This is a genomic window from Alkalibacterium olivapovliticus, from assembly GCF_003003275.1.
In the GTDB taxonomy this organism is placed as follows: domain Bacteria; phylum Bacillota; class Bacilli; order Lactobacillales; family Carnobacteriaceae_A; genus Alkalibacterium; species Alkalibacterium olivapovliticum.
The window spans coordinates 1-24,829 of sequence record NZ_PVTO01000014.1; the positions used below are offsets into that span (position 1 = coordinate 1).

Annotated in this window: 18 protein-coding genes; 14 read left to right on the forward strand and 4 right to left on the reverse strand. The window is 41.0% G+C overall.

Annotated elements, in window-relative coordinates; genetic code table 11:
• The first annotated feature begins 316 nt into the window (after window positions 1–316).
• From CLV38_RS08015 to CLV38_RS08030, 4 genes are all read left to right on the forward strand, one after another.
• Window positions 317–1,669 carry an ABC transporter substrate-binding protein gene (locus tag CLV38_RS08015; RefSeq protein WP_106193812.1) on the forward strand — a complete coding sequence of 451 codons (1,353 nt, stop codon included), beginning with the start codon at window positions 317–319 and terminating at the stop codon, window positions 1,667–1,669.
• Between the two features lie 239 nt (window positions 1,670–1,908).
• Complete coding sequence (locus tag CLV38_RS08020) at window positions 1,909–2,715, forward strand: carbohydrate ABC transporter permease (protein WP_245920565.1); 807 nt, start codon at window positions 1,909–1,911, stop codon at window positions 2,713–2,715.
• A 185-nt stretch (window positions 2,716–2,900) separates the two neighbouring features.
• Window positions 2,901–3,647: a carbohydrate ABC transporter permease gene (locus CLV38_RS08025; RefSeq protein WP_211295442.1), complete on the forward strand. Its 747-nt coding sequence runs from the start codon at window positions 2,901–2,903 to the stop codon at window positions 3,645–3,647.
• Window positions 3,647–4,282, forward strand: coding sequence for a DUF624 domain-containing protein (locus CLV38_RS08030; RefSeq protein ID WP_106193819.1), 636 nt, complete (start codon window positions 3,647–3,649; stop codon window positions 4,280–4,282). Before CLV38_RS08025 ends, CLV38_RS08030 begins: the two co-directional genes overlap by 1 nt.
• A 108-nt stretch (window positions 4,283–4,390) precedes the next feature.
• Here CLV38_RS08030 and CLV38_RS08035 read toward each other — a convergent pair whose 3' ends face one another.
• On the reverse strand, window positions 4,391–5,416 hold the full coding sequence (locus tag CLV38_RS08035; protein ID WP_106193821.1) for a zinc-binding alcohol dehydrogenase family protein: 1,026 nt from the start codon (window positions 5,414–5,416) through the stop codon (window positions 4,391–4,393).
• Between the two features lie 163 nt (window positions 5,417–5,579).
• Between CLV38_RS08035 and CLV38_RS08040 the strand changes: the two genes are divergently transcribed.
• Window positions 5,580–6,524, forward strand: coding sequence for an aminopeptidase (locus CLV38_RS08040; protein ID WP_106193823.1), 945 nt, complete (start codon window positions 5,580–5,582; stop codon window positions 6,522–6,524).
• 49 nt (window positions 6,525–6,573) lie between these two features.
• Entirely contained in the window at window positions 6,574–7,242 is a 669-nt protein-coding gene (locus CLV38_RS08045; RefSeq protein ID WP_106193825.1) for a VanZ family protein, read from the forward strand.
• 1,039 nt (window positions 7,243–8,281) lie between these two features.
• Here CLV38_RS08045 and CLV38_RS08050 read toward each other — a convergent pair.
• Window positions 8,282–9,118, reverse strand: a complete 837-nt coding sequence (locus CLV38_RS08050) for a DUF72 domain-containing protein (RefSeq protein ID WP_106193940.1) — start codon at window positions 9,116–9,118, stop codon at window positions 8,282–8,284.
• Window position 9,119: 1 nt separating this feature from the next.
• Window positions 9,120–9,596 carry a YaiI/YqxD family protein gene (locus CLV38_RS08055; RefSeq protein WP_106193827.1) on the reverse strand — a complete coding sequence of 159 codons (477 nt, stop codon included), beginning with the start codon at window positions 9,594–9,596 and terminating at the stop codon, window positions 9,120–9,122.
• A gap of 293 nt (window positions 9,597–9,889) precedes the next feature.
• On the opposite strand from CLV38_RS08055, the gene CLV38_RS08060 reads away from it, so the two are divergent.
• Together CLV38_RS08060 and CLV38_RS08065 are read left to right on the forward strand one after the other, a co-directional pair.
• Window positions 9,890–13,306 carry a DUF4982 domain-containing protein gene (locus CLV38_RS08060; protein ID WP_106193830.1) on the forward strand — a complete coding sequence of 1,139 codons (3,417 nt, stop codon included), beginning with the start codon at window positions 9,890–9,892 and terminating at the stop codon, window positions 13,304–13,306.
• Between the two features lie 17 nt (window positions 13,307–13,323).
• On the forward strand, window positions 13,324–14,943 hold the full coding sequence (locus CLV38_RS08065) for a mannitol dehydrogenase family protein (RefSeq protein ID WP_106193832.1): 1,620 nt from the start codon (window positions 13,324–13,326) through the stop codon (window positions 14,941–14,943).
• A 97-nt stretch (window positions 14,944–15,040) separates the two neighbouring features.
• Here the strand turns inward: CLV38_RS08065 and CLV38_RS08070 are convergent, their stop codons facing one another.
• Entirely contained in the window at window positions 15,041–16,216 is a 1,176-nt protein-coding gene (locus CLV38_RS08070; protein WP_106193835.1) for an ROK family transcriptional regulator, read from the reverse strand.
• Window positions 16,217–16,570: 354 nt separating this feature from the next.
• Between CLV38_RS08070 and CLV38_RS08075 the strand changes: the two genes are divergently transcribed.
• The 6 genes from CLV38_RS08075 (at window position 16,571) to CLV38_RS08100 (ending at window position 24,792) form a co-directional block, all read left to right on the forward strand.
• On the forward strand, window positions 16,571–18,532 hold the full coding sequence (locus CLV38_RS08075; protein ID WP_106193837.1) for an alpha-glucuronidase: 1,962 nt from the start codon (window positions 16,571–16,573) through the stop codon (window positions 18,530–18,532).
• Between the two features lie 69 nt (window positions 18,533–18,601).
• Entirely contained in the window at window positions 18,602–19,681 is a 1,080-nt protein-coding gene (uxuA, locus tag CLV38_RS08080; protein ID WP_106193840.1) for a mannonate dehydratase, read from the forward strand.
• Between the two features lie 28 nt (window positions 19,682–19,709).
• On the forward strand, window positions 19,710–20,756 hold the full coding sequence (locus CLV38_RS08085) for an ABC transporter permease (protein WP_106193843.1): 1,047 nt from the start codon (window positions 19,710–19,712) through the stop codon (window positions 20,754–20,756).
• Window positions 20,757–20,772: 16 nt separating this feature from the next.
• Window positions 20,773–21,657 carry a carbohydrate ABC transporter permease gene (locus CLV38_RS08090; protein WP_106193845.1) on the forward strand — a complete coding sequence of 295 codons (885 nt, stop codon included), beginning with the start codon at window positions 20,773–20,775 and terminating at the stop codon, window positions 21,655–21,657.
• A 293-nt stretch (window positions 21,658–21,950) separates the two neighbouring features.
• A complete protein-coding gene (locus CLV38_RS08095; protein ID WP_170068848.1) occupies window positions 21,951–23,645 on the forward strand; it encodes an ABC transporter substrate-binding protein in 1,695 nt (564 codons plus the stop codon).
• Between the two features lie 448 nt (window positions 23,646–24,093).
• Window positions 24,094–24,792 (forward strand): YesL family protein, encoded by a 699-nt coding sequence (locus CLV38_RS08100; protein WP_106193850.1) that lies wholly within the window; start codon window positions 24,094–24,096, stop codon window positions 24,790–24,792.
• Window positions 24,793–24,829: the final 37 nt, after the last annotated feature.

The window sequence follows — 24,829 nt, forward strand, 5'->3', positions numbered from 1 at the left end:
GCTTACTTAAGATATTGAACCGCCGTATACGGAACCGTACGTACGGTGGTGTGAGAGGACGATAAATGAATTAATCATTTATCTCCTACTCGATTTCCGATTGAAGTGTTCGGTTAAAAAAATGCTAAAAATGGCCGATTTTATTCTTAAAAGGCTGATTTGATAACAAATGTTTATGGAAAAACCCAATATAATTAGCAGTAAATAAGATGTGTTATTTGAATAGTAACGAGAAGTTGGCTATTATTTAATTGAACAAGTGCCACACTTAACTCACAACTTTTTCACATCGACTTCATAAAAGGAGGAACTACCATTGTTTACTACACATTTAAGAAAACTAATTTCTCGAGGAGCTCTTGTTGGAGCAGCTCCACTGATTCTTGCTGCCTGCGGGAATGGAGATACGGCGACTACCGATGACACAGGAGCGTCTAATGGAGAATCAGGCGATCAGGAACAGGTTCAGCTTGAATTCTGGTCTTTCTGGGGATCCGGTCCTCGTCGAGATACAATAGAAGAAATTGTGGAAGAATTTAATGAAACTCACGATAATATTACAGTGGAGTACGTTTATCAACCATGGGGAGATATCTGGACCAAATCGCTGGCGGCAATTGCTGGCGGTAATGCGCCTGATATCATTGTTCAGGACATCAACAGCGTCAGACAAAGAGCTGATGCTAATCAGGCAACTAATCTCCAGAGCTTCATTGATGAAGAAGACATATCGGATCAGTTTTATCCTCAGCTTTGGGAGACGGTAATCTTCGAAGACGAAGCGTATGCCGTTCCATTCAATACAGATACTCAGGTTCTATTTTATAACTTGGATGCCTTTGAGGAAGCTGGCCTCGATCCGGACAGTCCACCTCAAACATGGGATGAGTTAGAGGAAATGGCACGTGTTCTAGATGAAGGATCTAATAACGCCTGGGAGCAAATCGGATTTTATCCAAGATGGAACATAGGGGCTGATGTCTGGGCACTTAACGCGGATGATGGGACGTCCTGGTTTGATGAAGAGGGGAATGTCACGATCAATACTCCTGAAAAAGTGGAAACATTGGAGTGGTTACTGGAATGGCAGGAGTATTATGGAAGAGAAACAGTGACACAATACGAAGCTGAATTTGGCTCTGGAGTAGCGGATCCATTTATATCGGGTCTGGTTGCTATGAGAGGACAGAATATTAATTACTACACGAATCTTAGAGAAAATGCACCAGATGATTTCAGGTTTGGAGTCGCGCCACTTCCAGAAAGAGAAGAAGGCAGCGGGAACTGGTCTTGGGGCGGAGGGTTCGTTCTGGAGATTCCAGAGAATACAGCACACCCAGAAGAATCGTATGAGTTCATCAGCTACTTGACGTCAACTGAGGTTCAGGAACAGTTTGGAATGAACAGCTTTGATATTATGGCAAACATTGAGGATAATGAAAATCTGGCGGAGCATCCTGATTTGGATGAAGCGGGTCAAATGATTTACGATATGGCCCATCTGAACCTTGAACAGACAGTGATCACACCTGTTCCTCTTGAGGCGCCGGACTATCACTCACTGATCAATACACAAATTGATTCAGTGTTCTTAGGTGAAAAGACACCACAGGAAGCACTGGAAGATGCACAAAATTCTGTCGAAAATCTGGTTGAACAGAACCAGTAGCAGTACAAAGTAGTTAAACGATTTAATATTAATGATTAAAAGGGAATGACCTCATTCTCTTTTTCATTTTTATGATAGGGGGCAATATAATGAAAGCAACAGAAAAACAGTCAGGATTCAAGAAGGCAGCTGAGGAAGCGAGACACTTAAAAAAGAAGCGGTGGACAGCAGGTCAGAAGAAAGAAGCCTGGTGGGGACTACTTTTTGTCTCGCCTTTTATCATTGGATTTTTTGGGTTTATGTTCCTGCCTATGCTGTTCTCATTTGTGGGAAGTTTTACGAATTATAATGTCACGTCTCGAATGGATTTTATCGGACTGACAAACTTCAGACGGATGTTCACTCAGGATGAACTGTTTACGACGTCTCTATACAATACAGCTTATTATGTGGCGTTTAATGTACCGTTGACAGCAATCGGCAGTGTGTTTTTAGCCGTTTTGCTGAACAGAAAAATAAGAGGAATCAGAATTTTCCGGACTATCTTTTATCTTCCAGCTATCCTTTCAGGGGTGGCCGTTTATGTCCTCTGGATGCAGCTGCTGTCACCTTCCTCAGGTTTGATCAATACAATTTTATCTTGGGTCGGCATCAGTGGGCCTTCGTGGCTGTTCGATCCTCAATGGACCAAGCCCGCACTTATTCTAATGAGACTCTGGAGTGTCGGAGGTGCGATGCTCCTTTATCTGGCAACGCTGCAGAATGTTCCCAAGCAATTGTATGAGTCGGCTGAGGTTGATGGTGCAGGATTCACCCGACAGTTTTTCCATATCACACTGCCGATGATCACCCCCATCATATTTTATGATGTCGTCACGTCTACAATAGGGGCCTTCCAGATTTTCCAGGAAGCCTATGTCATGACTGAAGGTGGAACCGGAGGGCCGGCCAATTCACTTCTGTTTTATAATCTTCATATGTGGAATCAGGCATTTGTGGCTTACAATATGGGATATGCAATGGCGATGTCTATGATTCTTTTTCTTATCGTTTTGAGCCTCACATTCATCAATCTGAAGCTGGCTCCAAGATGGGTTCACTATTAAAATTAAATCTTTAGAAAGGAGGAGAGCTTATCGCTACCTCAAAAGTATTACCTAGAAAAGAACCTCGCGCTAAATGGCATCGGAATTATTTTAAAAGTAGAAAGAGACAACAGTTTCTCGGTAAAGTACTGGTTTATGTATTATTAATTACTGTCAGTCTGGTATTACTCGCACCTTTATTATGGATGCTAGGTACCTCACTCAAACCAATGGAAGAAATCGTGAGATTCCCACCGACCATTTTTCCGGAAACAATTCAGTGGAGCAATTATATTGAGACTGTACAGGCTTTTCCGTTCTTCAGATACATGCGCAATACCATGCTGATAACGGTCTTTGTAGTTGCAGGGAATGTATTATCTAATTCTTTCATAGCGTATGGATTTGCAAAAATCAGTTTTCCAGGTAAAAACATTCTGTTCGCTCTTGTTCTGGCGACGATGATGGTACCGGGATTTGTCACGATGATTCCTCAATACATTTTATTCACTCAAATCGGGTGGGTCGGAACTTACCTGCCTCTAATTGTGCCATCCTTTTTCGGCAGTGCATTTTTTATCTTCCTGATGCGGCAATTTTATATGTCGATCAGTAATGAGTTAGTGGAAGCTGCAAAAATAGACGGGGCCAACCATTTATATATCTGGAGCAGACTGATGCTTCCATTGACCAAACCGGCACTCATTACAGTTGGCATTATGTCATTTAATGGGGCATGGAATGATTTCCTTGGTCCATTACTATACATCACAAGAGAAGAACGGTACACTCTGCAAATTGGTCTGCAAAGTTTTCAAAGTCAGTCGACTACGCAGTGGAACTATTTAATGGCTGGAGCGACTCTTGTCATGATCCCAACTGTATTACTGTTCTTCTTTGCTCAAAAGTACTTTATTGATGGAATGGATTTAACGGGAGGCACTAAAGGATAATGGGGAGAGAACAGTATTCTGAGGAGCATCTGATCAGTAAGGAACCTAAATCAGCAATCGTCGTGTTTACAGATTACTTTTCATTTCTGGCTGTTTTAAATAGCTTATGGATTTTATCTTCACTACTAGTCTTCCCCATATTTTCTGCCACTGAAGCCGTCTTTTATTGTATAAGTAGAAAGCTCATGGGTAGGACAGTCAGCTGGCGCTTAGATTATATGGGGTATGTAAAGAACAATATGTTGAGAAGCTTCAAACGAGGATGGCCGTTTCTGATTATTTTTACACTGCTGATTGTAGACGGTATGATTTTGATACAAATGCCTGATGATCTAATAATCAGGCCGATCTTAATGGGTGCTTTAGCGGTTCTGTCCGTTTTGACCCTGTTTATCTGCTTCTATTCCTATTCGTATCTGGTCATGACCCATTTAAATGCGAGACAACGGATTATGAAATCTTTCTTAACGACTATTAAGCAGCCACATTACAGCGCAGGAATCGTCATCATACTCATTGCTCAGTTGGGCTTATCATTGTTTTTTGTCCCGCTGTTTTTCTTTTTCAGCCTGAGCTTTCCTTTTTTTCTATTTTTATATGCGGTTCATAAGATCGATCAGAAATCTAAAAACTAAAAGAAGAGATACCCTTGTTTTAAACGGGGTATCTCTTCTTTTATAATTGATTTATAGAACAGGTTTAATTAGTTGTTCTTATATCAGTCTGCATTAAAAGTAACTGATTTAATTATGTTCCAACACTATTTTACCTATTGTGTGTTCTGTTTGAAGTAAAGAGTAGGCCTCGGCTAGCGTTTCTTCATTTAGCTTATCGAATCGTTTAGAGAGGGTAGAGTGAATGAATCCCTGCTCAACCTGATTTTTCAGCTCGGTTAAATATTCGTGTTGTTTGATCCAGTCAGCAGTCTCATAAATGGAACGGGTATACATCAATTCATAACTGATTGTGAGGCTTTTTGAAAAGAAGATCATCGGTAGAGGTTTGTTTATTGGAAGTAACGAGCAAAGACGTCCCTGTGGTTTGACCACTTTTGCAGCTTCTTCAATATTTTCATCGGACTTTGCAGCCAGAAAAACAGCATCGACAGTACCGATTGCTAACGCTTCGATCTGATCCTGATAAGGTTTAGAGTGATTAATAATGTGCTTGACACCTAACTCCTTCAGGTGTTTTTCTGATTCGTCTCGAGAAGCAGTGCCAATCACATTAAAGCCGTAGTTTAGAGCCAGTTGGGTCGCAATAGAGCCGACACCACCCGCAGCACCCACAATAAGTAAAGTGACGTCACTTGGATCTTCAGTCTGAGTGAAGAGGTGCAGGCGGTCATGAATCACTTCGTATGATGTTAAAGCAGTTAACGGTAGAGCTGCAGCTTCAGCAAAAGTCAGGTTTTTAGGTTTGAGACTGACCATTCGTTCATCCACTTTATGGTAATCAGCTTGTGCCCCTTGAATATTACTGGTTCCTGGGTAAAAGACTTCATCCCCAACACTAAAGAGAGAAACATTTTCTCCTATGGCTACTACGACTCCCGAGACATCTCGTCCCAGCACAGTAAAGGAGTCGTCATCCGATTTTTTCATCAGTCGAGTGGCCAGGTCAGTAGGGTTGATTCCAACTGCTTTAACGTCTACTACAATTTCTCTCTCTTTAGCTTTAGGCATGGAAACTTCTCTTCGCTCAAAATCGGGAAGTTCCTGATCCTTTTTTGGATCACTGAATCCATAAGCGTACATTTTATCTGACATATACTAACACCCTTTCATATTCTTTCATTCAGTGTACACCCTAAGAGTCTATTCTTCAAAGAATAGTCACGGGAATCAGTTATAATGAATTAGGATGTTAAAATCGGCTCATTTTGGTAGAATAGAGGTAAGCTAAATTCTTTGAATTATAGGAGATGAGAAAATGACAAACTATATAGACAATGCTATAAGGGTTTTTGAAAATAATTTTGATTTAAAGAAAGACGAGCGTGTGGCTATCATAACGGATGATCATATGAAACAAGTGGCGATGCCTTTTTATGAAGCGGCATGTATTAAAGGGAACGAAACGGTTTTCCTGCAATTTCCTGCAAATTATAAGTCTGGAGAGGAGCCGCCGTTGGTTGTTGCTCAAGCTATGAAAGATGCAGATGTTGCTTTGTGTGTGACAACGGCCAGTATTACGCATACACGTGCAAAAAAAGAAGCAGCAGCTGGTGGCACCCGAATTGGAACAATGCCTGGCATTACCCTGTCAATGCTTGAAAAAGGGGCTATCGAAGCTGACCCTCAAGTTGTTCAGGAACTGACAGCTCGTTTTACGAAACTGCTGGATAAAGCATCGGAAGTCATTATTGAAAAGGACAATGAGACGTTAACTTTTTCAGTAGCTGACAGAAAAGGGATTCCCAGTACAGGCGTATTCCGTGAAAAAGGACAGGCTGGAAATGTCCCCTCTGGAGAAGCTTTCATTGCGCCTCTGGAAACCTCTGCTAATGGTAAGTTAGTGGTCGATGGGTCCATCGCTCAAATTGGCATGGTGAAAAAACCAGTCGTCCTGACGATCGAAAATGGACGCTTAACTGAAGCGACTGAACATCAGGGGAAAGAATTACTGGATATCCTTGGCGACAAAGATGGGCGCACCATTGCCGAGTTTGGTATTGGGACAAATCCTTCAGCTCAACTCACGGGAGTCGTTCTGGAAGATGAAAAAGTGTATGGAACGATTCATATCGCTTTCGGGTCTAACAAACCGTTTGGTGGAGTGACAGAAGCAGGCGTTCATATTGATTGTGTGGTCAAAGAACCGACCGTCTGGATTGATGGCAAAAAAATCATGGCGTTCGGTAAAATGGCTGATTAATTTCTGATGATTTACTGATACAAGACACTTGACTAATGGGGGAGATAGGGTGGCAAATAATCGGCAATTATTTAAACTGAGACTAGCTCAAGTTCTTTCCTGGCTGATGGTTATATTTTGGATGGGTGTTATATTCTGGTTCTCATCTCAACCGGCACAGGATTCTGCAAGATTAAGTATCGGCGTCATGCGCTTGGGCGGAGAAGTCATATCCAATTGGCAGCTCGTCGGAATCATAGCTTTCGTTATCTTTTATCACCTCTTTTTGGTTTGGCTGGTTAAAATACAATCGCACGTTTTATTGAAAGTGCTGCTGTTTGCAGTGTTTTTGGCTCTAAGTGCAGTAATCGTATATGTTCTTTACACAATGGTTAGACCACGTATCGGTGCATTCGGAATTTTCGAAATGAATCGATGGGTTATCCATCTCTACTTACGGAAATATGCTCATTTTATTGTCTACCTATTTCTCGGTAGTTTTTTAATGAACGCATTGACCTTGTCGAATATCAGAGGATGGAAAGCCTTTGGGATTGCTGTAGTCGTGTCCTTTTTATATGCTGTTTCTGATGAATTCCATCAGTACTTCGTTCCCGGGCGGACCGCTCTCTTCCTAGATGTCGTGATCGATACGGCTGGGGCATCGGTTGGTATTGCTTTATATGGTGCTTCCAATGCTTTGATGAAACTCATCAGGAAAAAGCGACCAAGGACCTAGTACAAAACGAAGAAGATGATTTTTCAGGAAAAATCTGATTTAAATGTAAATCGAAATAACAGGACTGCTGCTGACTGAACATTTAAAGTTCATCACAGTAGTCCTTTTTTGTCGTTTTTGGTCTTAACCTTAAATCGCACTTTTCCGCATGATCTTTTTTCTTTTATGAGATACATAAGGCATTTAGATGTTAATCTTAAACGAGATCAAAGAATAGGGCCGAGATATGTAGTGCTCATCGAGATTTGGGAGCGTGAGAGCGACAAATAGCGTCGTATATGTCTAACTCACTCACCTAATTGACACCGAGAGCGACAAATAGAGGCGTAATATGTAGCACTCACCAAACCTACGGAGCATGAGACCGACAAATAGCGTCGTATATGTCTAACTCACTCACCTAATTGACACCGAGAGCGACAAATAGAGGCGTAATATGTAGCACTCACCAATCATACAAGCATGAGACCGACAAATAGCGTCGTATATGTCTAACTCACTCACCTAATTGACACCGAGAGCGACAAATAGAGGCGTAATATGTAGCACTCACCAAACCTACGGAGCATGAGAGCGACAAATAGCGTCGTATATGTCTAACTCACTCACCTAATTGACACCGAGAGCGACAAATAGAGGCGTAATATGTAGCACTCGCCAAACCTTAGGAGCACGAGACCGACAAATAGCGCCATATATGTCTAACTCACTCACCTAATTGACACCGAGAGCGACAAATAGCACCGGGATATGTAGTGCTCACCAAGACTTAGCAGCATGAGACCGACAAATAGCACCATATAAGTCTATCTCACTCACCTAATAGACATCGAGTGCTACAATTAAAAGGTTTCAAGCAAGGGTCCTCACGATTTCTGTCTATTCATTGGATCTATAGAATCTATTAAGACTATTCTTGTCATAGACAAGAATACCCCTCATTGCCAATGACAAAACCGTGAGTCCTCCCAATACGAAAGAGAAGTCTCACGGTTAAGTAACACGTAACTATCTGTTCACTATTAATTTGAATCCTTCATTAAAATAAATCCAGCTGTTGAGGTCCGAGATAGCCGTAGTCCAAGTTCAAAAGTTCCTGAAGACGTTTGGCGTTCTTCGCTGCGTGACCGCCCGAGTTATTATTAAAGATGACGCAAACTTCTCGGGATTCTTGACTGAGCGTCTCACAGATCAGCCTGAACTCAGACAGTTCTTCCTCAGTATAATCATAGAGCGTGCGTTCTGCCCGCCAGTCTGTGACGTTTTCTCCTAACCAGCCTTCGTAATTTCGTCCGTGAAGTCTCAACACACTTAAGTCTGGATGAGTGGACTTAACAATTTTTGGCACACTATTGTTAGGGGTTTGAGGCTGGTCAACGACAACATGAGCGAACTTCAGCTGCTTCAGCAGGTCAAGTGTTTTTTCACTATTCGACTCACTGAACCAGGTCTGGTTCCTGAACTCAACAGCTATAGGCAAGTCATCCATATGCAGCCTTACATACTTCAAGTAGGTGACATGTTTTCGCGTACAGTCAAACACGGGTGGAAACTGGAAAAGGAAAGCCTTAACCCGATTAGACTCGGTCATAGCTCTGAGAGCTGATTTGTAGGCATCAAACACATCATCCATGGATGGAAAATCCGGATAGAAAGGTTTATGTAATGTCATCAAGTTATACGCTTTCGGAATAAAAGTAAAGACATCTGGCGTTTTCTGGATCCAGCTCATTATATTTTTTTCAGACGGAATAGCATAGAAACTGGTATCCAGCTCAACGACAGGAAAGTGACTGGCGTAATCTTCCAGCTTTTTCGACCGGGTTCTCTGTATCAGCTCATGGTCACTCCATCCCGTTAGGCCAATGGTAATCACTTTACTGATCGATCCTTTCACTAAGTTCTAGTTGTTCCTCAATCACTTTTCGTAACAGTTCATCGAATGGGTATTGTGTCTCATCAGCGAACGGATTCAAACTCTTCGCTTTATTTTTTTTAGATTGTCGTCTCATTTGAGCTGCTAAATGTCTACCGTCGATTAGTTTCTGAATACTACTAATCGTATATTCGTATCCTTCATGATGCAGGACACGACAATTTTTCGGCAGCAGCATAGAGGCTAAGCCATAATCCTGAGTCACAATGATGTCAGTTGGATGAGCCATCTGCATGATTTTGAAATCTGCCTGATCACTTCCTTTATCTACCCATATGCGTTCAACCCTGTCAGGTAATTCTTTAGTAGAATAATGGGAAATGCTGGACACCAGCAACACAGACAGCTGATACTCGTTGGCTTTTTTTATGATGTCATCTTTTCTCGGGCAGGCGTCTGCATCGACTAAAATTTTCATGGATCATCACCCTCCTTTAAACTAGTTTACCATATCCTTCTTAGTTATAGGATAGTAAAACTGGACCATACCAAGTTAAGCAAAGGAAAGGAACCATGCTTTTATAGTCATTATCACTATCTTATGAAGACATGCTGACTGAGAATTACCGCACATTGGAGACGGTATCATTGCCGACTTTTTCTATTGACATCGTTTCCAAAAAAGACTACTCTTATTGAAGAAGAGTTTGTTTAAAAACTGAACAAACAGTAAGTTTTAAGTACCTTATTTTACAGAAAAGAGGCAGTTTATTGAATACTAGAACACTACTTTTGAAAGGATGGACTTTTTCAAAAGTAAAAGGAATAAGTCACACTAAACCGAACACATTTGAACCAGTAGAATTACCTCACGACTGGTTAATAGAAGATACGAAGGACTTATACCAGGATAGTGTTGGGTGGTATAGAAAAGAACTGGAATACGATGGAAAAACACCCCATGTTGCCATTCGCTTTGATGGTGTTTATATGGACTCTACTTTATATGTAAATGGGAATGAAGTTGGCCAATGGAAGTATGGCTATTCGGCATTCGAATTCGATCTCACCGAACATCTGAAAAAAGGACTGAATAGTATTGAACTGAAAGTAGTTCATCAGGCACCCAATAGCAGATGGTACACGGGAGCAGGGATTTTCAGAAACGTCTGGTTGATTCAAAGAGGGTCTACATATATAGAAAGCGATGGTATCTATGTGTCGACCACTAAAACAGGCCAGATGTATACACTAGAAATTGATACGGATATTGTAATGGGGAGTGATATATCATATCCTGTTATATTGACTCATAAGCTCAGTAAAAATGAAAAAGTAGTAGCTGAAAGTAGTGCGGTTGTCACAAAAAGTGAAACGGTCACGTCTTTGTTAACGGATCTGAACGTGAATGAATGGTCACCGGAATCTCCAGAGCTATACTCACTGGAGACGCTGATTCAACTAGAAGATACCTTCGAATTACTTGAATCACAGTCTCGAAATGTCGGGTTTAAAACAACTGAAATGCTACCGGATAAGGGACTCTTATTAAATGGTGAAGCCTACAAGTTAAAAGGGTTTTGTGAGCATCACGATCTGGGGGCTCTGGGTGCAGCATTTAATCCAAACGCTATGCGCCACCGTATGAAACTGTTTAAGGAAATGGGAGTCAATGCTATTCGGACCTCGCACAATATGCCGGCGAAAGAATTGATGGAACTGGCAGATGAAGTTGGTTTTCTGATTGCTTCTGAGTCGTTTGATATGTGGGAACGATCAAAAACGGCCTATGATTATGCACGTTTTTTCAAAGACTGGGCTTACCTTGATGTGAAAAGCTGGGTCAAAAGAGACCGTAATCACGTGAGTCTACTATTGTGGACAATCGGGAATGAAATTTACGATACCCATGCAGATGAAAGAGGATTGACTTTGACTAGACAGTTGACTGACTGGGTAACTGAATTTGACCCTAAAGAGAATGCACTGGTTACTTTGGGATCCAATTACATGCCATGGGAAAACGCACAAAAATGTGCTGATCTCGTAAAAATCGTTGGATACAATTACGGTGAGAAGTACTATGATGAACAGCATGAAGAACATCCGGACTGGGTAATTTATGGAAGTGAAACAGGTTCTGTCGTTCAAAGTAGGGGGATTTATCATTTTCCCTATCATCAATCCGTACTGGCAGATGATGATGAGCAGTGTTCAGCTTTGGGCAACAGTTCAACAAGCTGGGGGGCGAAATCACCTGAAGCTATTTTAACAGGAGAACGGGACCGTCCATACTCAATGGGGCAGTTCGTCTGGACCGGATTTGACTATATTGGAGAACCGACTCCCTATCATACGAAAAACGCGTACTTCGGACAAATCGATACAGCGACTTTTCCAAAAGATTCGTACTTTATTTACCAGTCTGCCTGGGTCAAGTTTGAAGAAAAACCTCTTCTTCATTTGTTCCCTTATTGGGATTTTAATCCGGGTCAGACAATCGATGTCAGAGTCGCGACCAATGCACCAGCAGTCGAGTTGTACTTAAATGGAACTAAAATGGGTGACAAAAAAATAAACCATGAAACGGATAAAAACATCACACCTACCTGGCAGGTTGCATATGAACCGGGTGAACTTAAAGCAATTGCTTACGATCATGATGGTAAGCCAGTTTTAGAACAGGTTCGGCAGTCATTCAAGGATGCACACTCTATCAAGTTAACTCCTGATAAAATAGAACTTTTGGCAGATGCACAGGATCTGATTTTTGTGGAGATCAGTGCAGTGGATGGAGATGACAATCCGGTAGAAAATGCTGTGAACAGAGTGAATCTCACTGTTTCGGGTTCTGGCCGTCTGGTGGGTTATGACAATGGAGACAGTACTGATTATGATCAGTATAAAGGGATATCCCGCCGCCTTTTCAGTGGGAAAGCCATGGCCATCATTCAGGCAACAGGTGCTGAGGGTTCCATTACCCTTAAAGCAGAATCTAAAGGGCTTGAGACTTCGCATCTTGAGTTGTCAGCTATCAAAACAGATCAGCCGATTGAACGTGAGGTTTTACAATCGAACACCAATAAGCCAATCAATACAGGTCTATTGGATGAAATACCGGTTCGAAAATTAGAACTGTTAAGTGATTCAGGAAGGATTCTATCGCCTGAAAACACCGATCTGACAGTAAATGCACACCTTTTTCCCATTGACACTTCCTATACTGATTTAGAGTGGAGTCTTGTCAATGATGCAGGAGTAGAAGCGACAAACGTTTCCTTGACCTTCAACGGAAATAAAGCTCATGTTTCTGCAAAAGGGGATGGGGCATTCAGAGTCAGGTGTACTTCAAAAAATGGGACGGACAAAATCAAACTTATTTCCGAGCTGGACATGGAAGTGACTGGTATGGGAACAGCCTATAAAAATCCGTATGCACTGATCTCCGGGTCATTATTTGATGATTCAAAAGGAGACGTTTCAAACGGGAACGAACGTGGAGTGGCCACAAGCCGTGACGGAGAAACGGTCATCGGTTTTCACGACATTGATTTCGGGAAATACGGATCAGACAGGATCACACTACCGATCTTTGCATTAAGCAGTGAAGAGTACACGATCGAAATATGGGAGGGGGATCCTTCACAACAAGATAGCATTCACCTAACCAATGCAGTCTACCAGAAAGAATCCAAGTGGAATGTATATCAGGAAGAAACGTACAAACTGAATAAAACGCTCAGAGGCATCACCTCTTTGTATTTTGTCATGCAGGCGAAAGTCCATTTAAAAGGGTTTTACTTTGAAGAAGTCAGTCGTGCATTTGCCTATAATGCTGCTTTAGCCGCAGACGCGATATATGGAGATGCCTTCAACAAAACAGATACCCAGGTTCAGAATATTGGAAACAATGTCTCCCTCGTATTTGAAGATATGGACTTTAAGGATCAGTCAGTCAGACGAATCAGACTGATCGGTCATTCACCAATCGATAAGAATACGATTCACGTGCGCTTTGAAAACGAGGAAGGTGAATCGGTCAATCAAGTTGTAGAGTTCACTGAAACGGCTGACACAGAAAGTAAACTGTATGATCTGACCGCACTAACAGGTAAAGGAACAGTAACTTTTGTGTTTCTGCCGGGAAGTCAGTTCAACTTTGAAGGATTTCAATTACTAGCAAACTAAAAAAGGAGAGAAAGAATATGAAATTATCAAATAATGGGTTAACTACTACGAAAGTTTGGGAAGAAAAAGGGTATGCAGTTCCTACCTATGACCGTGAAAAAGTAACTAAAGAGACTAAAAAAAATCCGACGTGGCTGCATCTGGGAGCTGGTAATATTTTCAGAGCCTTCCCGGCTATGCTGAATCACCGGTTACTGAATGAAGGGAAAATGGATAAAGGGATTATTGTAGGTGAAGGGTTTGACTATGAAATCATTGAAAAAGCCTACCGACCGTATAATGAACTCAGTTTACTGGTCGCGCTTAAAGCAGATGGATCAGTTGATAAAACAGTTGTCGGTTCAGTTGTAGAATCGCTGAGAATGGACAGTGAAAACGAAGCTGAATTTAACCGGTTGAAAGACATCTTTAAAGCGCCTTCTCTTCAGATGGTCAGTTTTACAATCACTGAAAAAGGATACAGTCTGGTCAATCCCCGCGGAGAGGTCATGGGGGATGTTCAAAATGACTTTAAAAATGGGCCGTCTAGACCTGTAAGTTATATGGGTAAATTAACAGCCTTACTTTACGAGCGGTATAAACAGTCTGCAGCACCGATTGCTTTAGTCTCTATGGATAACGCCTCCCATAATGGGGCATTACTGCAGGCTACTGTTACTGAGTTTGTCGATGTCTGGGTAAAAGAAGGACTAGTCGATGACGGGTTTAAAGACTATGTAGCCGATAAAGATAAAGTGTCTTTCCCGTGGAGCATGATTGACAAAATTACGCCTCGACCAGACCAGGATGTTCAAGCCATCTTGAAGGAAGAAGGATTTGAAGATACGGAGACGATTATCACTTCAAAAAACACTTATACTGCTCCATTCGTCAATGCTGAAGAAGCAGAGTATTTAGTTATTGAAGATACGTTCCCAAATGGCCGTCCTCCTTTGGAAGAAGCAGGCGTGATCTTTACTGACCGTGAAACGGTGGATAAAGCAGAAACGATGAAAGTCACCACGTGTTTGAATCCTCTTCATACAGCTTTAGCTATTTATGGTTGTCTACTGGGTCATACCTCCATACATGAAGAAATGAAAGATGATGAACTGACGGCTTTAATCAGAAAAATAGGGTACGATGAAGGTTTGCCGGTTGTCGTCGATCCGAAAATACTGGATCCTAAAGCCTTTATTGATGAGGTCATCAATGTCCGTTTCCCAAATCCATTTATGCCTGATACACCTCAACGGATTGCAACTGACACCTCTCAGAAACTCTCGATCCGTTACGGTAAGACTATGCAGTCCTATATAGACGCTGAGGATAAAGACGTCACGCAGCTGACATTTATCCCCCTTGTATTAGCAGGATGGCTGCGTTACCTGATGCAGGTTGATGATGAAGGGAATGAGCTGGAATTAAGTCCGGACCCACTGCTTGAAGAATTGACGCCAATCCTGAGTGCAGTCAAGTTGGGAGAAAGGGACAAAGAAACGTTAAATAAAGTGGTTAAACCGATATTGATGCGGCAGGATATATTTGCTGTCGACCTGTATGAATCAGGCCTTGCAGAGACTGTAGTGGACTATCTGTATCAGTTGACTGAAGGACCAGGCGCAATCAGAGAGACGTTGAAAAAAGCACTGAACTAATGTAACTAACCGACTAAATAAAGAACTCTCCTTATGAGCGACGAGCTGACTCGTTCATCATAGGGAGAGTTCTTTATTGTAAAGCAATGAGCTTAGATTAAACTTCCAGTACTTTTTCCATGTTCAGACTGAATTCAACATTTTCAACATGCAGGAATTCCTGGAGGTTCATGACAGTCGCACCATACAAACTGGCTTTCTTACCTAAAATGGATTGCTTTAATGGGACGTTTTTATAAATGGTCATGCTCAAGTAATGCTGAAGAAGACTGATCAGTTCTGGTATTTCCTCTAGGAGTTCAGAGTTGATGTAAACAACTTCAGGGTCATAGTTGCCGATCACATTCATCAGACCGATCCCGAAATCCTTGGCGAATTGAAGAATCATGTTCAATGTAGAGGAGTCTTTCTGATGGTATGAATCTATAAGATCATCAAAGGTCAAAGAAGGGTCGCCTTTTAATATTTGAAATTTACGGACAACAGCTTTAGTTGAGCAGTATTGTTCAAGACACCCCTGATTGCCACAGGGACAACTGGTGCCGTTAGGATAGAGTACAGTATGACCGACTTCTCCTGCACGCCCTTTATACCCGCGATGCAGTTTTCCATCTAGTATAATACCCGCTCCAATTCCGGTATGTGCACTGAAAGAGACCAGACTTTTATGTTCATTATCGAAAGCAGCTTCAGCTAATGCAGAAAGATTCGCCTCGTTTTCTATATAAACTGGCATGTCCAGCCGTTCACTCAATAATGAGACCAGGTCAATTTGATCCAGGTCGAAATAGGGGGTAAACTCAATTTTATTCTCATGAACAATACCGTGTATAGAGATTGTAACCCCGATAATACCGAAGGGAATGTCTCCAATGGAGGCTTTCACTTCTTCTACAACTTCAGTAATGAAGTCTACTATGTTATCTTTGTTCATTTCACTTTCTTCTATAGTGTAATCCAGTTTTTCGCCGTCCAGGGATGTAATCAGATAACTGATCCGGTCGTAACGAACTTCGAAACTAATGGAGACACCTGCTTTTTTATTGACTGTCAGCTGGATGGGGCGTCTTCCACCAGAAGAGGTACTTTTACCAGGACCGATTTCAATCACGTAATCGTCATCGATTAGTCGTCTGACAATTTCTGATACTGTAGCCTTGTTAAGACCGGTTAATTCAGAAATCATTGCCCGTGAAATTTCCGGCTGATTAATGATTTCAGATAAGACTAAAATACTGTTATTTTCTCTGATTGAATTTTTCATTCTAAACATGATGGTTTCCTCGTTTCTCAATATGGTTTATATTAAAGGCATTAATCGGTTTCCCTTGAATGGTCAACCTAAAATCACTAAAAATTCATAAGTATAATCAAAAAAATGACTGGAAGCGCTTGACATTAAAAAGCAGTTTCGCTATAGTTATATCAGGAGTTAGTTAATTCAACTAACAAACTATCAGTACACCTAGTGTATCATATATCTTATTATAAAAAAACATAAAATGTAAAGGTTTTCTTTCTCTTTCACATTACAATTTAGTGAGATAGAGGCTGACTTTGACATAAATGATTTTTTTTTGCAACAAATGTTAGCGTTAACTAAAAAAAGACTAAAAGGGGATTGTGCATGACTACTAAATTTGACTTCGATGAGAGCTGGCTTTCAGCCTCTACATTGATAGCATGGCCATTTAGTAAAATAGAAATAAAAGGTGCCGAACATTTAGAAAGCACACTTGAAAAAGAGTTTCTTCTATATAAAGAGTCTCAGCCAGAAGGCGAGAACATACTGTCATTTGAAGTTATACAAGATAACTCTATCATATTAGACGGTTTCAAGATAGAAGAAAAAAACAACAAAGTATACGTAACTGCACTTAAACCAGAAGGACTGATTTACGGTTTCTTCCATATTGTGAGAGCGTATCAAAAAAATGAGAAACCTGAACTAGCCATATTATCAAATCCTAAAAACAAAATAAGAATGATCAACCACTGGGACAATTTCGACGGCTCCGTCGAACGTGGATATGCAGGACGGTCCTTGTTTTACAGTAATAATGAATTCAGACTGCAAGACGAGCGCTTTGCGCAATACGCCAAGATGCTGGCTTCTGTTGGAATCAACGCATTGACCATTAATAATGTGAACGTTCATCAAAAAGAAAGTTATTTCATCACAGATTCACTTATAAGAGAAGTTAAAAAACTGGCAGATATTTTCAGAACCTACGGACTGAAATTGTTCCTAAGCGTAAACTATGCTGCGCCGATCGAAGTAGACTGGACAGATACAGCTGATCCTCTTGATGATAAAGTAAGAGCGTTCTGGAAAGAAACTGCTGAACTGGTTTATGATCATATTCCTGATTTTGGCGGATTTGTCGTTAAAGCGGATTCAGAAAACCGTCCGGGACCATTTACTTATGGACGGACTCACGCTGACGGAGCTAACATGCTGGGCGAAGCCCTTAAACCATTTGACGGTACAGTCTTCTGGAGATGTTTCGTTTACGATAATCATCAGGACTGGCGTGACCGTTCGACTGACAGAGCTAGGGCTGCTTATGATTATTACGCACCGACTGATGGCGATTTTGCTGACAATGTCGTTCTTCAGATCAAAAATGGACCGATGGACTTTCAGGTTCGTGAATCTGTTTCACCATTATTTGGAGCTTTGCGTAATACGAACCAGGTGCTGGAATTCCAGATTGCACAGGAGTATACAGGGCAGCAGAAACATATCTGTTATCTGATCCCGATGTGGAAAGAAGTATTAGACTTCGACACCTATGCAGATGGGCCAGGTACAACCATTCAGGACGTACTGGTTAAGTTTCCTGAAAATCCAGAACGTAACGGTATAACTGCAGTAGTAAACACTGGAATGGACGAGAACTGGACAGGTCACAAATTGTCACAAGCTAATCTATTCGGATATGGACGTCTGATCTGGGATCCAAGTCTGAGTGCAGAAGAAATTGCTGAAGAATGGATCGAAGCAACGTATTCCTTATCAGAAAAAAGAAATGAAACACTCCTTGATATATTGATGAGCAGTTGGGACACATATGAAAAATACACATCTCCACTTGGTATCGGATGGATGGTTCAACCAAATCATCACTATGGACCTAATATTGACGGGTATGAGTACGATATGTGGGGAACGTACCACTTCTCAGATCGAGATGGATTGGGCGTTGACCGAACAGTTGCATCAGGTACCGGATTTACGAGACAATTTTACGACGAAAATTATGCTATGTATGAAAACGTAGAGACGTGTCCGGAAGAACTGCTTTTATTCTTCCATCACTTACCTTACAGTTACGAGCTTAAAACAGGAAAAACAATCATCCAGCACATTTACGATACTCATTTTGAGGGTTACGACAAAGTTCTGGACTATCAGAAACAGTGGGAATCGTTAAAAGGTGAAGTGGACGAAGCATCCTATCGCAACGTTAAAGAAAGACTGGAAGAGCAGCTTAGATCAGCCAGAGAGTGGCGGGATCAGGTAAACACTTATTACTTCCGCAAATCAGGCGTTGAAGATGCGAAGGGCAGAACGATTTACAGATAAGTCTTTAAAAACTGGCGGGGAATTCCCCGCCTTGTAATAAAAGGAAATAATGAAAAAGGGGGAAACAGTATGAAGACAACTTTTCGCTGGTACGGCGTTGGAAATGATACAGTATCACTTTCAGATATTCGTCAGATTCCATCGATGCACAGCGTAGTCTGGGCGCTTCATGACTTACGGGCTGGTGAAGTTTGGCCAGTTGAGCGTATACAGGAAGTGAAAGAGCAGGCAGCAGAGTACAAACTGGGGATAGATGTGGTCGAATCAGTTAATATTCATGAATCGATCAAATTAGGGATTCCTGAAAGAGAAAAATACATTGTGAAGTATAAAGAAACACTTCGTAATTTAGGAAAAGTCGGTGGTGTTAAAGTCGTCTGTTATAACTTCATGCCGGTATTTGACTGGGTTAGAACAGATATGGCTAAAGAACTTGAAGACGGTTCCACTGCTTTATTTTATGAAGTCGATAAGATCGAAGGGGTCGACCCTTACGAGTTAGTCGAAAACGTTAAGAAATCTTCCAGAGGAATGACTTTACCAGGATGGGAGCCAGAACGACTCGAGAAAATAGAAGAGTTATTCAAAGCTTACGAAACAGTATCAGAAGATGATTTGTTTAACAACCTGGCTCACTTTCTGAAAGAAGTTGTTCCTGTGGCAGAAGAAAACGGTATTAAAATGGCAATTCATCCAGATGATCCACCCTATCCCGTATTCAATCTTCCACGTATTGTACGCAGTAAAGATAACCTGCAGCGTATTGTAGACATTATTGACAGTCCTTCGAACGGCTTGACATTATGTAGTGGGGCGTTAGGGTCAAATCCTGAAAACGATGTACCGGATATGATCCGTACATTCAAAGATCGAATTCCATTCGCTCATATTCGTAATGTAAAGGTGTTTGAGAATGGTGACTTTATTGAAACCTCTCATAGGGAACAGGATGGATCAGTTCCTATACTTGAAATAATGAAAGCGTATCATGAAATCGGATTCGAAGGGTATATGCGACCGGATCATGGGAGACATTTATGGGGAGAAGAAAGCAGACCAGGATATGGCCTGTACGATCGTGCGCTGGGTATCATGTACATGATGGGTGCCTGGGACATGCTTGAAAAACAAAAGACAGAAACTCACTAATCATGGATCTATTTGAGGAGGAAACCCAATGGAATTAGATAGCCAAACACCCGGAGGAACTGGAACCGGACCGACCGGAAACAATCCTGAAACAGGCATTGCATCTGCTCAAGGCGGCGTTAAAGATGTTGAAGCATACAAAGAGAAACTGAAACAGACCCAAGTATCCAAATGGGAATCAACAAGCAAATCACTGAAAAAAGACTGGCAGTTGTATACGTTTCTTATTTTACCTGTCATCTATCTTGTAATATTCCAGTATCTGCCAATGATTGGTAACGTTATTGCTTTTAGACGTTTCGTACCAGGTGGAAGCATGCTTGGACAAGACTTTGTTGGACTTCGGTATTTTGAAATGTTCTGGAATGACCGTACTTTCTGGAGAGTTTTCAGAAATACATTCACTATTGGTGGGTTGACACTACTGTTCAACTTCCCGATTCCAATCATATTTGCACTGTTACTGAATGAAGTTAAGAGTATGAAATTCAAACGTTTTGTACAAACTGCATCATACCTGCCATATTTCATTTCGATGGTTATTATCGCCGGTATGATCATGGAAATGTTATCTGCAAATGGTATCATCAATCAGATGATCCAATTCTTTGGAGGAGACAGCATCATTTTCCTTCAGCGAGCAGAGTGGTTCCGTACAATTTACGTCGCATCTGGTGTCTGGCAGACGACTGGTTGGGGAGCAATCCTTTACCTTGCTGCTTTAACGAACATCGATCCAAACTTATATGAGGCTGCTGCCATCGATGGGGCTGGCCGACTGAAACAGACATGGCACGTTACGATACCTGGTATATTACCAACAATCATGACACTGCTCATTCTGAATATCGGTAACTTCATGAACGTTGGGTTTGAAAAAGTATTCCTACTTTATAATCCGTTAACGTATGAAACAGCAGATGTTATCTCTACTTATCTATACCGTATCGGTTTAGGTAGTGCAAACTTCTCATACGCAACAGCTATTGGTTTAGCTCAGGCGGTCGTTGGATTTGTACTGGTTATGAGCGCGAACTTATTATCTAGAAAACTGACTAATAGAAGTCTATGGTAAAGGGAGGAAGAAAATCATGCATTTAAATGACACTAAAGGATATAAAGCGTTTCGCATATTTAATATTATCACGATGATATTAATTGTTATTGTTACTTTTGTACCGTTCATTAATATCATTGCTCAGTCTTTCAGTAGTGAGCGTTTCATTACTGCAGGAGAAGTATTCCTTCTGCCTAGAGGGTTCAATATTGAAACCTACCGTGCAGTATTAAGTAATCAGCGCTTCTGGATTCACTACAGAAATACAATCGTGTATGCAGTTGTCGGAACTGCGCTGGCTATGTTTTTAACAACTTTACTCGCTTACGTATTGGCTAAACCGAAAACACGCTTAAAAGGGAAAGGATTCTGGGTCGGCTTTTCAGTCTTCACGATGTTCTTTGCCGGAGGGATCATTCCTACCTATATCGTGTATAACAACACTTTGAACATTACTAATACAATGTGGTCTGTGGTATTCCCGCTGGCGCTGAGTATTTACAATATGTTGATCATGAAAGCATTCTTCGAGAATCTACCGCCTTCATTGGAAGAAGCAGCTTCTATTGATGGGATGTCAACATACGGTATTTTCATGAAAATCGTACTGCCGTTATCAAAACCAATCTTAGCGACAATGACACTGTTCTATGCAGTAGCTTACTGGAATGCTTGGTTCCAGGCATTCATGTTCCTGAACGACTGGACATTATTCCCAGTTACCCTGTTCCTGAGAAATCTGATTTCCGGAGCAACAGCAACTGGTGAAGCTGCCGCAGCTGAAGCTGGTGGGGCACAAATCGCTTCCAATGTACGTTCAGTATCCATGTTCCTGACAGTGTTACCGATCATCTGTGTTTATCCATTTGTTCAGAAGTACTTCGTAACAGGAATCATGCTGGGATCTGTTAAAGAATAAAGGGTTTAAATTATTGACCGGGGGTGCTGAATGATTCCCGGTTAATAAAACTAAAATAGTGTAAACGCTTGACAGAAACGGTCCTTGTCAATTTTGCAGCAGGAGAAGTAATGAGATAGGGCTAACTGTTTACTGATTCCACAATCATCACTTTAGTGAGAGGTTATGGAACTTACTGCAAAAACTTTTCTATGGAAAAAACTAAAAGGGGTCGATGCCATACGATCAGTTTGACAAATGCTTTAAGGTATTATTTTATTGATTTCAAGCATCACAATATAAGGAGGAAAACAATGGGTTCATCACTTAAGAAAAAATTATTAGCTGGTTTAACTCTTACTACAGCAACTTTACTGATTGCTTGTGGAGGAGACGATACAACTGACAACGGCGGAGATTCTAATGGAGATAATGGGACTTCAGAGGAAGGCGAAGCTGGCGTAACTGAAGACGATATTGGAACTGAACACGCAATGGAAGATTTTAGTGTGGGAGATACGTTTTATTCTGAAGAGCCTTTAGAATTCTCTTTCCTGTACAGAGATCACCCGAACTATCCACTGGATGAAGACTGGACTTTCTACGACATGCTTGAAGAGAGAACGAACGTTACATTTGATAACGTTATTGCTCCTTTATCAGATTTCCCTGAACGTAGATCAGTATTGATTGCTGCAGGGGATGCTCCAGATATCATTTCAAACTCATATCCTGGAGATGAGTCACAATTTGTTGGATCGGGTGCACTTCTACCTTTGTCTGATTATGTTCACTTGATGCCTCACCTGTCTCAGCGTATTGAAGACTGGGATCTTTCAGAAGAATTAGACCAGAACCGTCAGGCTGATGGTAAATATTACATCTTACCTGGTATTGAAGAAAACGTTCGTCATGACTATACGCTTATGATCAACAGAACAGTATTTGATGAATATGGTGTAGAAGAACCAAATTCATGGGATGAATTAAGAGATGCTTTACAAGTGTTAGCTGATGAAACTGGGAACGTTCCATTTAACGATCAGTGGCAAGGTCAAGCCTTACTCAACTATGCAGCCCCTTCATTTGATACTGTAGCTGGTTGGGGATACGGCGGTGGAGTTGTCTTTGACGAGGGTGCCGATGAATTCAGTTATGCGCCTATGGAAGATGGCTACCGTGAATTGGTAGAGTACTTTGCAGGATTAGTTGAAGATGGATTAATGGATCCAGAATCGTTCACTCAAGAAGATGAAACGGCTCAAAACTCATTCAATAATGCTAATTCGTATGTCATTTCTGCTAACTCTCAGACCGTTATTGGACAGAGAGAATCAATGGCGGAAATCCATGGTGAAGGCGAGTATGAAATCGGAAAAATATTGTCTCCTGAAGGACCAGCTGGCCCATATGTTGGCGGAAGCCGCTTTGTAGCCGGATTTATGCTGAGAGCTGACGTTGCTGAACGTGACGACTTCCTGGCATTACTGCAATTCGTTGACTGGTTATACTACAGTGAAGAAGGAAATGAACTAGCTTGGTGGGGTGAAGAAGGCGAAACATTCGAGCGTTCAGAAGAAGCTCCAGGTGGATACATGCCTCTTGATCCAATCACTTATCTAGGACTGAATCCTGAAGGAACTGAACACTTACAAGAAGATCATGGTTTCCGTAACGGAATCATTGCTTCTGGTGGTACAGATGAACTTCTTCAATCCGTAATGGACGAAGAAGAAATCGAATTCCAGAATGAAACAAATGCGAATAGAGAAGTTATAACTCCAGCTCCTCCATATCCATTGAGTGAAGCTGATCAGGAACAACTATCATTAATCGGAACGCCTTTACAAGATACAACAGAAACGTATACTCTACGTTTCATCACTGGCCAGTACGACTTTGATCGTTGGGATGAATTTATGGCTGATTTAGAAAATCAGAACGTCGATCAATATCTTGATATTGTCAACACTGCATACCAAGATTTCCAATCTAATCAGGCTGAGTAATCTGAACCGTTTTAGATCACTCTTTCTGACCGGATGAAAATAAATTTTGGAAAGAAACAGTTTTAGACCCTTGCTGTCTTTCCGCGGACAAAGGTTATTCTCTGGATATACAAGAGACAACGTAGTGTTAAAACACTGCTGACTGCTCAAGTAAGTGTGAGCATCAAAATCGGCTGAAATGATTTTGATGCAGGCACGGTCAGAGGGTAACCTTCTGTCTGTTTACATAGTGATTATATTAGTTAGTCTTTAGACTTTTTTTGCTGACATTAGACGTTCAGTCTGTTCTATTAAATTACAGATCTGACATGACATAATGACCTTGCTTCTGTAAAATAGTTAGCGTACGGGTTAGTATTTATAACGGTGATTAAATGTCAGCTGTTCATAGTGACCAACCCATATGAAGGCAGATAACTGTCAAATATGAAGAGTGAGAGGGATTTTTATGCGAGGCGATTTTAATAAAGATATTGGTGAAGGAAGACTGTATAAGATTTCTCAAAATATTTCATGGTTTCTCATTACGACCCTTTGGTTTAATTTGAACCTGATTCCGCTGTTTTTCTTCTTTATATTCGTAGAAGCGACACTGGCTAACTTAGTCTGGTACCTGATCGGAATCATCCCATTAGGTCCCGCAATAGGAGGATTGCTTGGTTCAACGATCAATGTAGTGGAGAATGATGACTTTTCTGAACCAGGCAAAGATTTCAGGAAGTATTACCGGTTGAATAGTCTAGATAGTTTAAAAATCTGGATGCCGTACTTACTGCTGATTTACTTGTTTTCAGTAAATATCAATTATTATATTAATATAGCAGACAGTCAGTACATTCTTATTGGCTACTTGTTTGTCCTGCTTATAATGATTTTGAGCTTGTATTTTATCCCTGTTTTTTTGATTCAAATCAAATTTGAATTCAGGTACAAAGATTTACTGAAATTAGGATGGTATTACTTTTTCATGAAACTGAAACTGACTATCGGTAATTTCCTGATCATATTCATTGTTGTCTTTCTTCTATTAGCTGTCTCAGAGTGGTTATTACTGGCTATACCAGCTGTTCTGGCTTATATCTGGACACTGTACAACTATAGTACTGTAAGAGATGTAAAAGCTAATTTCGTTAAAGAGAACGAATGATTTAATTATATTATTTTATTAGTAAAATTTATAGGAG